The following is a 255-nucleotide window of genomic DNA, read 5'->3' on the forward strand; positions in this document are numbered from 1 at the left end:
TGAGCGTCGCCAGCCGCAGGCGCTGCGGCTCGCCCGGCGTGGCGCGGAACAGCCGCCAGGCCGCCCCGTCGTCGTCGGCAATCAGCACGTCGCCCTGCGGGTTGCGGCGGATAATCAGCCCCTCGCTGACGCTGTACAGCGCCCCGTCAGGCTCCGGCAGGGTAAAGCTGAGCGTGCGTCCGCTCTGCTCGTGCCAGGTGGCCCGGTCGCCCTCCAGCAGGATCACTTCGTCAAACAGCGTGGACCAGCCGGGGC

The 255-nt window shown here is 71.8% G+C and carries 1 protein-coding gene; it reads right to left on the reverse strand.

From position 1 onward, the window contains the following. Window positions 1-255 (reverse strand): hypothetical protein (locus F3J40_RS25430; protein WP_167018800.1); only part of this gene is annotated, 255 nt, incomplete at both ends.

This window comes from Candidatus Pantoea multigeneris (assembly GCF_011752615.1).
In the GTDB taxonomy this organism is placed as follows: Bacteria; Pseudomonadota; Gammaproteobacteria; order Enterobacterales; family Enterobacteriaceae; genus Pantoea; species Pantoea multigeneris.